Below are 11789 nucleotides of genomic sequence, written 5' to 3'. Positions count from 1 at the left end.
GATGAAGAAAAAAATTCCAATAGGTATAGGGGATTTTAAAGAATTAATTGAAGGAGACTTTTACTTTGTAGATAAAAGTTTATTAATTAAGGATGTTATTGATGATGGTGCAAAAGTTATACTTCTACCTAGACCAAGAAGATTCGGAAAAACTTTGAGTATGAGTATGCTTGAATATTTTTTTCAAAAAAGTGAAAATGATAACTCCCATTTATTTAAGGGATTGAAGGTTGTAGAACATAAAGGAATAATGGAGAAACAAGGAAAATATCCAGTGATATTTATTACATTCAAGGATGTAAAATATTCATCATGGGAAGAGTGTTATGATGGTCTAAGAGTTTTAGTAAGTAAATTATTTCAAAGATATAAATTTATATTAGAAGATAGTAAGTTATCTAATTATCATAAAAATGAATTTTTAAAGATAATAGATATGAGAGCAAATATAGTAGAACTATCAAATGCACTGGCTACTTTAAGTGAAATTCTATGTGAAGTTTATGAAGAAAAAACAGTTATACTAATAGATGAATATGATGTACCCATACAGAGCGGATTCTCTAATAATTATTATAAGAAGATAATGGAGTTTATCAGAAACTTTTTAAGTGCAGGACTTAAGGACAACACTTATCTTCAAAAGGCAGTTTTAACAGGAATACTAAGAGTTTCAAAAGAAAGTGTATTTTCAGGGCTAAATAATCTGAAAGTATGTACAATACTAAATCCACAGTATTCTAGATATTTTGGATTTTCTCATGAAGAGATTGAAGAATTATTAAAATATTATGATGTAGAAGATAAAATAAATGATGTGAAGGATTGGTACAATGGATATAAATTTGGCAAGAGCCTTGTATATAATCCATGGTCAATACTGAACTATATAGATAACAGTGAAATGGGATTTATGCCGCACTGGGTTAATACAAGCAGTAATAATATAGTCAAAGAACTTTTAGCCAAAGGTGGAGAAGGAGTTAAAAAAGATCTTGAAGAACTGATAAAGGGTAACTCAATAACAAAAAAGATTGATGAAAATATTGTTATGGGAGATATCCATAGAGATAGTGAAAGTGTGTGGAATTTTTTATTTTTTACAGGATATTTAAAGCTAGTAGAGAGAGAACTTAGGATGGGAAGAAATATATGTGAGCTTAAAATACCTAACAAAGAAGTGCAGTATTTATTTGAGGATATTATTATATCTTGGTTTAACGAGAATATAAGTAATGATAAATATAATATAATGTTAAATTCTCTTGTGAATGGGGATATAAAAACATTTAGCATAATATTGAGAGAATACGTTTTAAGTAGTGTAAGTTATTTTGATACTGGAAAAAATGAAAGTGAAAAATTTTATCATGCATTTGTTCTTGGATTGCTTATTTCTTTATCTAAAGAATATCAAGTAAAGTCAAACAGAGAAAGTGGATATGGTAGATATGACATAATGATAATTCCAAAGGATAAAAGTAAGTTAGGAATAATAATTGAATTCAAAAAAGTTGATGAATATGATAAAGAAACCTTAGAAATAGCAGTAAATGAGGCTTTAAAACAAATAGAAGAAAAGAACTATAAACAAGAGCTTTTAGATTTAGGAATAGAAAATATAATGGAGCTTGGAATTGCTTTTGAGGGAAAAGAAGTTTTGGTTAAAAAAGGAACAGAATAAAATTAATCATCTTTTAGATAACCTGAAGATAAAATATTAATAAGGCAATAGAGATAACAAGTCATGAGAGTTAATTCTTTCATGACTTTTCTTTTTTGTGAAAAGATGCAGAGGTCGTATTGGTAGAAGATAAAAGTATAACAGTATAACAGTATTATTCATTAATATTACTAAATGTGAATTATTTGTAATTTTGTGTTTAATTGTATAAATATGTGATAAAATATATATCGAGGAAATGTAGTATAAATAATTTAAATGATGAATTATTTTAAGGAGGATTCAATGAGATATAAGGGGATAATTGTAGCTGCATCTATTATAATAGGATTACTAATAAGTGGATGCAGTGATACAGAAAAGAAAGTTGAAGAGAATCAAAATAAGAATACAGAGGTTGTTACAAGGGCAGAAAAACAGACAAATAATAAGAGTGACAAAAATAATAAATCATCAGATACGAATAACAAGAGTAGTAATGAGGAGAGGATTGATATACAAATTAAGGGAGAACTAATCAATATAAATAATAAAATAGACGATTATTATTTGGATAGGCTCTCTTTATCAGAATTATCACTACTTAGAAATGCTGTATATGCATCAAAGGGATATGATTTTTCAACTAAGTATCTGAAAGATTATTTTTCAAAATATAATTGGTATGAGCCAAGTGGAAAGGAAGTAGAAGATAAATTTTCAGAAATAGATAGTTACAATATTGAGAGAATAATTTCAAAGGAAAAGTCATATGTTGATGATTTGAATAACTCACGTAATGTAAGATTGGTTGTAAATAAAGATTTTGCATTTAATGGCAGTGGGGATAAGTATAATCTATCCATTTATTCAGTACCATACAGTGGCGAGGGAATGATTAATAATCCAATAAAAATTGTTCTTATTGGAAAAGAAAATAGCATTGAATATCAGAGTGACTGGAATGATGGTGTGTTTGTGGGATTGACCGATATAGATGTAAGCGATGATTCTGTGGAGGTTTTAATAACATCAGCTGGAACAGATATAGTTTGCACTACTGATATTTATAAATATAGTAATGGAAAGCTAGAAAAATTTGATACAATTAGCCATTTTGGGGATAACATTATATTTGGTGACAATGGATACTTATATTATGCAAATGTAGAGGGAAATGGAGAGTTTAATACAGAATACAATTATTTGACTAAAGAGAAAGAAGAAATATGGGATCAGATGATAAGAACGAAACTCTTTGATAAGAACTTTATTGGAATAGAGAGTAATGAGCCAAATGCCTCTCAAAATAACGAAGCCACAAATAAAAATTTAGTTAGTTGTTTTATGTATAAAGAAGATTTAAATTATGACGGTGATAAAGAAGAAATATATGTAGAGTTCAGTGAAAAAGGGGATTATAATTATGCAATTAATTGTTACACAATAAAAATAACCAATGGGGATAAGGTTTATACTTATGAAGATGATAGGAATTGTAATCTTGATCAGTATATTAAATTCATGCATATGGATGAAAAGGTATATTTCTATGTCTACGATAATGGGCCAAGCGGGGACCCCTTTACTACTGTACTTGAGCTGACAGAAGATGGAATAAGGAAAGTTATGGATTTCGAAGGAGACATTGCTGACTATACTAGAGATGGAAGAATCTATACTTGGTTCAGCTATCTTGGAAGTGAAAAAGATGTAGTTCTTCATTATTTTGATATAAAAAAGGGAATGGTACGTGTTGATGAGAGTGAGATTATAGGAAAAGAAATATCATTCAATGGGCATCTTATTCTTTATTCTGAGAATATCTCTTCCGGTATGAGCTGGATATCAGAAGATGTGGCTGAGGAAATCAGGATGATTAAAGAAAATAAAGAAACTGATATAAAAAGGAAATATGAAGCTTATTATAAACATCAGCTTGAAAGAATAATCTATGTTGCAGAACCTGGTGAGAAGCTTGAGGTTCTTGCTGTTGACTTTGAGTCAGTTCCAAAGCGGGTAAGGAATATACCAGTGAAAGTAAGGAATAAAAATGGTGATATAGGATGGCTGCAGTGGCTCAATGGAGGAGATTAAGATAGATTGAAAGCTGTATGAAAATGATTATTTGATCATTTTCATACAGTTCTTTTTTTTATTTAACTACCGTGCATTTAACTGCACACTTTTGTGAAAATGAATGAAAATAAATCCTTGACGTGCATTTTACTTGCTGTGATATACTTAATTTTGGATTAATGTATAAATCATGGAGGAAACATAGTAACAAATTATAATAGGAGAGATTAAATGAAAGAGTTATATAGGGAATACAAAGAAAATATAAAAATATTGATTTTAAACATTAGGAGATTTGCAAAATATCAAATTGCTACAAAAATTATCTTATCTATTATACTGCTGCCATTTTTTTATTTTATAGCAGGTGCATTGATGAGGAGTAGAGGTTATGCGTATTTAACAAATGGACTTATTCAAAAGTTTCTACTATCACCACAAGGGGTTATCTTAATAATAACAGGACTTGTTTTTGGTTTATTGGTGATATTAATTGAACTTGGAGGGCTGCTGGTTATAAGTTATCAAAGTATTCTTGGATATAAAGAAAGTAGTTTTCGAAGCGTATTAAAATATTGTGTAGGTAAAATTAAATACTTATTTGGAATTGATGGGATATTTATAGTTCTTTATTTGTTTTTAATTGCTCCTTTTATGGATAATGAATTAAAAACTAGTGTCCTTGAGAGCTTAAAAATACCTGGATTTATTATGGATGTGATAAATTCAAAATTATTATATCAAGTGTATTTATTTATAATTGTTATTATATTTATTGTTCTTTCTGTAAGATGGATGTTTTCTTTAAATATCCTTGTACAGAACAATAAAAAAGTGAAACGTCCATTAAGAGAAAGTTCAAGGTTAGTGAAAAAGAATTTTTGGTACATACTTAAATATAGTTTTTTTATGGAGTTATTTAACATATTAGTTTTTTTAATTGGTGCAGTAATCTACTTATTCCTTTCAATTATAATAATTCTTCTACTTCAAAGCATTTCTGAGGTTATAGTTTTTTATATGATAATGGGAATTGGAATTGTAATATTTGCAGCTATTTTATTTCTTATGACCCCATTTAGAACCATAGTACTGACAAAGATGTATCTACATGTTTCAGAAGGAAAAGGAGAAGAGCTTACATTAGCTTATAAATCTAAGGATAATCTAATTGACAAGCTCATAAGAAATAAATTTGTATTAGGAGCAGTTCTTATTGGAAGCATTATTTTTTCATCAGTATATATGTATATAGTAATTGATGAGATGGAGAATATTAAATACTCTGTGAATATAACTGCTCATAGAGGAAGCTCCACTGATGCTCCTGAAAATACCTTGGCTGCAATTAAATCTGCTTTTGAAAATGGAGCTAACTATGCTGAAATAGATGTGCAGCAAACAAAAGATGGAAAGCTTGTATTACTTCATGATAAAAGTTTTAAAAGAACAACAGGTGTAGACAAAAATGTTTGGGAACTAACTCTTAGTGAAATAAAAGAATTAGATGCGGGATCATGGTTTCATGAAAAGTTCAAAGGTGAAAAGGTGCCTACCTTGGAAGAGGTTATAGATTATTCTAAGGGTAAAATCTCTTTAAATATTGAAATCAAAACCAATCCAGCTGATACAACTTTAATTGAAGATGTTGTAAGCTTAATCAGGGAAAAAGACTTAATAGATAAGTGTGTGGTCACATCACTAGATTATAATGCTGTTGAAGAAGTTGAGCGTCTTGAATCAAGAATAAAGACAGGTTACATTATGTTTATTGCACTGGGAGATTTAGAAAAATTAAATGTAGATTTTTATAGTGTTGAAGAGACAAATGTTAATGATGATTTTATCACTAATGCTCATATGATTGGTAGAGAAGTACATGTTTGGACTATAAACTCAACTGAAAGTATGGAAAAAGTTTTAGAGTATGGTGTTGATAACATTATAACTGACAATGTGAAATCCTTAAGAGATTTAATTGATAAGAAGACAGAAGAGAAAGGACTTGGAATCAAAAGTAGATAAATTAAAGAAAAAAACAAAAGGAGATGAATTAATGAAGAAGAAAATATTATTAGGCATTTTGGCTGGAATAGGAGTATTTGTAGCAGCAGGTGGAATTTTTGTTGTTAACTTTTTAAGAGGATTTGATCAAATAAGATTGCAGCATACTAAGGAGGTTATATCTCCACTAAAGAGAAAGTTGGATTTTAGTCCTTATGAAAGTGAGTTAAGTAAAATAAGTGATTCGAGGATGGAGGAATTAAATAACCTTATTTTTGAAAAGAGTATAGATGAGATTCAAAACTCTATTAGAAATGGACAGCTATCTTGCCAAGAAGTGGTTCTATATTATATAAGCAGAATAAAGGAATATGATCATAAATACAATACAGTAATACAACTTAATCCTAAGGCTCTGGAATACGCTAAGAGTTTAGATGAAAAAATCAAAAATGGAGAAGAGGTTGGAGAGTTATTTGGAGTAGTAGTTCTAATAAAAGATAATATTTCAGATAAGGATATGAATACTTCAGCAGGAGCATATGCCCTTAAAGATGTGAAAACTAAAAGAGATTCATTTATTGTTAAAAAGATAAAAAATCAGGATGGTATAATCTTAGGTAAAAATAATTTGAGTGAATGGGCAAACTTTATGTCAATGCCTTCAAGCAATGGATTCTCAGTATTAGGAGGGCAGACAAAGAATGCTTACGGTAAATTTGATGTTGGTGGTTCCAGCTCAGGTTCAGCATCATCTGAAAGTTTAAATTTTGCTTCAGTAACACTTGGTTCTGAAACTGCAGGGTCAATGATTCATCCAGCTGGACAAAACTCAGTGATTGGTCTGAAGCCAACAGTGGGGCTTTTAAGTAGAGATTTGGTTATACCAATATCTGAAGCACAAGATACAGTGGGAATAATGGGAAGAAATGTATCAGATGTTAAAAAGGTTTTTGAGCATGTAGTTGGATTTGATTCAAATGATCCTTTAACAGTAGAGGCTACTAAGTTTGTATTCAATGATATTAATTTCAACAATAAGTATTTACAAGGAAAGAGACTTGGAATAATAGATGATGGAAGCAGTGAGAAAAAAGCTTTAGTTGAAGAACTTAAAAAACTAGGTGCAATAATAGTTAATGTAGAACTTGTAGGTAATCAGTCTGAGATTAATTATATGCCAGTATTAAATTATGGTATCGTTCATGATGTTAAAGCTTATTTAGACAATGAAGCTGTAATTACAGATATTCATTCATTGAATGAAGTTTTAGACTTTAACAATGAAGAACCTGAAAAGAGAATGCCATATGGAGCAGCATTACATGAAGATGCACTAAAAGCTGAATTATCAAAAGAGGAATATGAAGAAATAGTACAAAATAACAGAAAAGTAGCTTCAGAAATAATAGATAAAACTTTAGAAAAATTTGACGTAGATGCATTGGTGTCAGTAAGTAATGAACTTTCAGCAGTTTATGCACCAGCATTATATCCAGCTATTACTGTTCCAAGTGGATACAGAGAAAACGGGGAACCATATGGAGTTACCTTTGTAGGAACAAAATTTGATGATATGAATTTATTATCAATCAGTTACTCTTATGAGGTGGGGACAAAGCATAGGGTTACTCCTAAAGTTGAGAAGTAAAAATAGATAATCAAAAACTCACCTTTCAAATTTGAAAAAGGTGAGTTTTGTTATAGAAATAAATCTAAATCAATAAAAAATATTATCCTAATTTGTAAATAAAAGGAGGGAAGTGGATGTTACTGTAGAATGAATAATAGAGGTGAAGTTTATGTTTAATACGTTAAAGAAAAAGATAATTTTAAGTTTTGTTTTTGTTGTATTTATTTGTATTATTCCTATATTTATAGTTTCATATCTTGAATTCCAAGAAAAAATTGATGAAATATACCAAAATAATGGAGTTGAATGGACAAGACAGGCCATTGAAGCTACTTTTAAAGAATCAATTATTGATTTAATAATTGTAGTTATTGTTGCGTTGATTATTTCTCTTATAGTTGGATATTTACTTTCAATTTATTTTTCAAGGAATATAAGCAAAATTATATCTCACTTGAGTATAATTTCTCAGGGGGATTTTACTGGAAATATTGAAATAAATACAAAGGATGAAATGAACAAGCTTGCAACTGAGATGAATTCTATGAATAGTTCCTTGAGAACATCCATTAATGATGTAAGGAATACTGCTGTTAATTTGGTAGACATAGCTGAGGGTGTTACACAATTAACAGCAACCATAAATAACTCAAATGAAAATGTTTCAAATATAAGCAAGGAAATAACATTTGGGACATCAAATCAGGCTAAAAGTCTTGAGGATACAGTAAAGCTTCTAGAAGGTTTTATGAGTAATTTAGATTTAATAGGTAATAAACTACATGATGTCACAAATAAAAGTAGTGAAATTAAAGAAGTAGCTGATAATGGATATGTTGAAATAGAAAAACTTTTAAAATCAATTGAGAGTATTAAATTCTCCTATAATGAATTTATAGTAAAAATAAATTCATTAACTAATAGTGCAGATAAAATAAATGAAATAACAGAGGTTATAAATAATGTTGCAGAGCAGACAAATCTTCTTGCGTTAAATGCAGCAATTGAGGCAGCACGTGTGGGAGATGCAGGTAACGGCTTTGCTGTTGTAGCAGAAGAAATTAGAAAATTAGCAGAAACTGTGTTATCATCTTCTAAAAGTATAGGAGATATTGTATACAAGATATCACAGGAAACTTCAAGTGTTTCAGATACTGCGCAAGATGTTTCAACAAAAATTGAGAATCAAACAGATACTGTTGAAAGTACAATTGAGTCATTTAGTGAAATTTTAAATGGAACCTCTAGCATAGTTCCGCAATTAAAGTGTGTTTATGGGATACTTGAAAATATTATTAACGTAAAGGGTGGCATAGTATCAAAGGTTGATTCAGTAACGAAGGTTGCCGAAGAGGTTGCAACATCTGCACAACAAATAACAGCAGCAATTGAAGGGCAATCTCAATCAACTAAGGAACTTAGAGTGCATACACAAAGTCTTAATGTGATATCGGAAGATTTTAATAAGTATATGGAAAAATTTAAGATTAATAAATAATCTAAGAGTACTTGATATATCTTTATTATTATTGATTAGAGTTTTGTGGATATCATTATACGTTTTAGATGCTACATGAATAAAATATCATAGTAGATATGAATATGAAAGTGAAGACTTATCCTAGGGGTAGGTCTTTTTTATGTGTAAATATGGACTAAGATGAGAATCTATATTATTTTTGACAAAATATGTTTTACGATGTATACTAACTAAGCTAGTAGTACAAGATGTACTACTAAAGAAAAGGTGAAAGTATGAAAGAAATATATTGAATAGTTATAAAAAATAAAAAAATATATATTTAAGAAAAATATTCCATAAGTATATTGTTAATCGAACAAATGTTTGATAAAATCAACAAGAAGTGATAAACAAAGGAGAGTATATTACCATGATGCATTATTTGATTTTTAAAGAGTTTATTGAAAAAGGAATAGATAAAGGAATAAGAGTATGGGATTATATTGAAAATGGAAAAATGCCTATTATACTTAAGAAAGTAAATGAAGTGGACATAAAAGAGATTTCAAAGGAAAAAGAACTTGAATTTTTCAATTATTATTATGATGAATATAATGGTTTTGATCAATGTTTTAGAGAATACACAAATGAAATACTTTCCGCGGGCTTAGAGAATGGAAAGGAGATTATATTGAGGACACTAGATGTCTTTATTAGATTAAATGGCTGGAAATGTGATAATCAATTACCCATTTTTCTTGAGGATAGAAAGATTATAAATATGGTTAGATTTTCTCAAGATAGATATGCAAATATAGTGGATAGATATCCTTTGAAGAAGAAAGAGGAAAAACCATTTAAAAAAGTGAGAACTGAAAAGATTTTACCAGGAGAAATAGTTGTGGATCCTAATGATCAGGCAAGTATTTTAGCTGCTATAGATCAGGAAATTAAACTTTTACAAAGCAGTCATATGATTGATGAGGTTCGTAAGAATAATGGTTATTATAATAATGGGAAATTATATGAGGGTGATTTTTTCGTAAGATTTGGATGCCTAGATGAAGAAGGATTTTTTAAACAATATAGTTATGAGGAGTTTGGTTATTCAGAGTATTATGAGGCATTAATTGAGTGTGAAGAAGGAAGACAGCGTTTATATACATATGTTAAATTGATTACAGCATACTTACAAAATGGTATAGGGAGGGATTGTACAATTACATGTGAAGGTATTCTTCATAGTTTTGCTTTCCTTTGGTTATTAATACATGATCCTAAAGCTCATTATCTTTTCCCAGCTTATCAGGTTGCAGCAGGTGAGTGGAGATCTCTTACAGAAGATGAACCAGCTGATCACCATTATATGATTGAGGATTGTGCTAAAGATTGTAAAGAAGTTGCTCATACTATGATTAATCTTTTATCAGATAGTGGGACTTATATGATGGAGACAATGGAAAAGAATATACATAAATTCCCGTACCAACGTTTCGTAGAAGATGAGGAATGGCTAGAGGAGCTCCATAGAGCATTTGCAGCAGTATATATGGACAAACGTAAAGGGGCAGATGTTGAAAAGATAGAAGAATATTTTAAGGATTTTTTCAAAAATACATTTTTCGAATATATAGAGCATTATTTCTTAGATGAAGATTTTGAAAAAGTATCTGAAAATCCTGAAAAATTGCTTGAAATCTATGCAGAGTTAGAAGAGGAAGAAGTTAAAGATATTGAAGAGTGGACAGCTGAAGCTTTGAATAATTTATCAAAACTATATCCTGTATTTCTTAAATTAGATGAGTGTATAGATATACAAGAAATCTACCAAATTGTATTAAAAACTATTAATGGAGAGATGGAATTTCCAAGAGTTTATGGTAGATATTTAGATATAGATGATTTACCAGAATTGATTTCTACAAATCCAGAAGAGGATGGAGATCTATTAAGGGAATTAAAAGAATGATATAGTAAGAGAATTTAATAAGTCATAAAAAATATAAACTAAATCAAAAGAGGAGAATTAAAATGGACCAATTTGAAAAAGAAATAAAAATTATCGTAGATTTACATTCAGAAGAATCAATAAAAAATGCATTAGATGAGTATATAGAACTCTTTGAGTCCGGCAAAGTAGGGGAAGATAAACAAATCGGAGATGTTGAATTTGTAAAAAAAGAAGGTAATGAGATAAAAACATTATTACTTGGAGACTGTCCAACTAAAGAAGAAGTTATAGAATATTATATGTTTGTTCGTTTGATAAACGATAAAGAAGATGCAGTACAACAGTTGGAGGAGATGAAGGATTATTATCAAAATACATATTCTCCTATATATTTTAGTGAAGCTTTAGTTTTTAGCAATGCATGTAATTATCCAAATTTAAAGGAGAAAGTAGTAAAGGCTTGTGAAATGATTGCAAACTATTCAAAGAAAAAAAATGATACTTGGTCACTATGGGTGGATGACGAATATCTTGCTGGAATAGATGCACTTTATTTTTTAGCCAAAAAAGATCCAACATATATATATCTTATTGCTGAGTATATTATACCTTATTGGGATGATGAACATGCACAATTTACTATTGAAGAATATATCAAGAAGCTTTTTGAATTATACGGAATGAGAAAAGAGTTTATAAAGGCATTTGTAGTTTCAGATAATTCTTATGCTAGAGGAAACATGTTTTCTGATTTCAGGTATTTAAAAGAGCATTTTGAAAAAAATCCTGATGATTATAGTTACTTTAAAGAATTAACAATAGAGAAATATGTAAAGGAAGAATCCCTTATGACGGAATACGGGGTAAGTCGTATAAAAGAATTATATACAGATATTTTAGGGATTTATTGTGAAGATGATTTACCAGAATACTGGAATAATGAGTATGAAGCTGTTTGTAAGGAAATTGATGAGAAGAGAAATTAATAAACACTGGT

7 protein-coding genes are annotated in these 11789 nt (G+C 29.3%); all 7 read left to right on the top strand.

Annotation, left to right across the window (positions count from 1 at the left end):
- Nucleotide 1: 1 nt before the first annotated feature.
- The 7 genes from OW730_RS21695 to OW730_RS21665 all read left to right on the top strand — a co-directional run bounded on the left by OW730_RS21695 (nucleotide 2) and on the right by OW730_RS21665 (nucleotide 11778).
- Nucleotides 2-1684, top strand: coding sequence for an AAA family ATPase (locus tag OW730_RS21695; protein WP_271226139.1), 1683 nt, complete (start codon nucleotides 2-4; stop codon nucleotides 1682-1684).
- Between the two features lie 285 nt (nucleotides 1685-1969).
- A complete protein-coding gene (locus OW730_RS21690; protein WP_271226138.1) occupies nucleotides 1970-3760 on the top strand; it encodes a YARHG domain-containing protein in 1791 nt (596 codons plus the stop codon).
- A gap of 213 nt (nucleotides 3761-3973) precedes the next feature.
- Nucleotides 3974-5767 (top strand): glycerophosphodiester phosphodiesterase, encoded by a 1794-nt coding sequence (locus OW730_RS21685; protein WP_271226137.1) that lies wholly within the window; start codon nucleotides 3974-3976, stop codon nucleotides 5765-5767.
- A gap of 31 nt (nucleotides 5768-5798) precedes the next feature.
- Nucleotides 5799-7397, top strand: a complete 1599-nt coding sequence (locus OW730_RS21680) for an amidase family protein (RefSeq protein WP_271226136.1) — start codon at nucleotides 5799-5801, stop codon at nucleotides 7395-7397.
- 151 nt (nucleotides 7398-7548) lie between these two features.
- Entirely contained in the window at nucleotides 7549-8877 is a 1329-nt protein-coding gene (locus OW730_RS21675; RefSeq protein ID WP_271226135.1) for a methyl-accepting chemotaxis protein, read from the top strand.
- Between the two features lie 394 nt (nucleotides 8878-9271).
- Nucleotides 9272-10810, top strand: coding sequence for a hypothetical protein (locus tag OW730_RS21670; protein WP_271226134.1), 1539 nt, complete (start codon nucleotides 9272-9274; stop codon nucleotides 10808-10810).
- A gap of 62 nt (nucleotides 10811-10872) precedes the next feature.
- Complete coding sequence (locus OW730_RS21665) at nucleotides 10873-11778, top strand: hypothetical protein (RefSeq protein WP_271226133.1); 906 nt, start codon at nucleotides 10873-10875, stop codon at nucleotides 11776-11778.
- Nucleotides 11779-11789 lie beyond the last annotated feature (11 nt).

This window comes from Oceanirhabdus sp. W0125-5, from assembly GCF_027938815.1.
Classification (GTDB): domain Bacteria; phylum Bacillota; class Clostridia; order Clostridiales; family Clostridiaceae; genus Oceanirhabdus.
This window is presented reverse-complemented; position numbering and strand designations above follow the sequence as displayed.

What these genes read in the sequence shown, in the direction of transcription:
- OW730_RS21680 (WP_271226136.1), top strand. Translation starts at nt 5,799, where the DNA reads ATGAAGAAGAAAATATTATTAGGCATTTTGGCTGGAATAGGAGTATTT.
- OW730_RS21675 (WP_271226135.1), top strand. Translation starts at nt 7,549, where the DNA reads ATGTTTAATACGTTAAAGAAAAAGATAATTTTAAGTTTTGTTTTTGTT.
- OW730_RS21665 (WP_271226133.1), top strand. Translation starts at nt 10,873, where the DNA reads ATGGACCAATTTGAAAAAGAAATAAAAATTATCGTAGATTTACATTCA.
- OW730_RS21670 (WP_271226134.1), top strand. Translation starts at nt 9,272, where the DNA reads ATGATGCATTATTTGATTTTTAAAGAGTTTATTGAAAAAGGAATAGAT.
- OW730_RS21695 (WP_271226139.1), top strand. Translation starts at nt 2, where the DNA reads ATGAAGAAAAAAATTCCAATAGGTATAGGGGATTTTAAAGAATTAATT.
- OW730_RS21690 (WP_271226138.1), top strand. Translation starts at nt 1,970, where the DNA reads ATGAGATATAAGGGGATAATTGTAGCTGCATCTATTATAATAGGATTA.
- OW730_RS21685 (WP_271226137.1), top strand. Translation starts at nt 3,974, where the DNA reads ATGAAAGAGTTATATAGGGAATACAAAGAAAATATAAAAATATTGATT.